Annotated in this window: 1 protein-coding gene; it reads left to right on the top strand. The window is 74.7% G+C overall.

The window, feature by feature from the left end:
• The coding region (locus GVL50_RS28460; RefSeq protein WP_256672025.1) for an MATE family efflux transporter at nt 1-477 on the top strand (477 nt) is incomplete at its 5' end.
• Nucleotides 478-608 lie beyond the last annotated feature (131 nt).

Genomic DNA, 608 nt, shown 5'->3' with positions numbered 1-608 from the left:
GTGCTGGACCGCACGGCGCTGTCGCTCTTCCTGCCGGCGGGCAGCGTATCGCTGGAGGCGGCGCGCCACCTCAACCACATCGCCGTGGGGTCGTTCCTGTTCTTCGGCGTGACCTTCGTGCTTTCGGGCGTGGTGCGCTCCACCGGCGCGGTGGTGCCTCCGCTCATCATCCTGGGCCTGGCGCTCTGGGGCATCCGCCTGCCGATCGCCTACGGCCTGCAGCCCTGGCTGGGCACGGATGCGATCTGGTGGAGTTTTCCGGCCAGCGCGCTCTGCGCCATGCTGATGTCGATGGCCTACTACCGCTGGGGCGGCTGGCGCCGGGCGCGCATGCTGGCGCCGGCCGAGCCCGTGGTGGCGACCCCGGCCGAGGTGGGGGGGCTTCCGCCTTCGCCCGTCTGCGCACAGGCGGAGGCCGCGCCCGGATCACCTGGCCGGCAGCCCTGGCCGCCCGGCGCGGCACGACGGCCGGCCTGAGGGACGGCCGAGCGTTCCGGGCGGAGGAGGCCGGGTAACCCGGCTGCGCGCGGCACGACGGATCCAGGACGATGCGGGCAGAAGGTCGGCGGCATCGCCCGGCCGGTGCCCGCACGGGAGCCCATGGGACC

Source organism: Pseudomonas sp. 18058 (assembly GCF_902706155.1).
GTDB classification, from domain to species: Bacteria; Pseudomonadota; Gammaproteobacteria; order Pseudomonadales; family Pseudomonadaceae; genus Aquipseudomonas; species Aquipseudomonas rustica.
The sequence above is the reverse complement of the archived record's forward strand: the minus strand, read 5'-3'. Positions and strand labels throughout refer to the sequence as shown.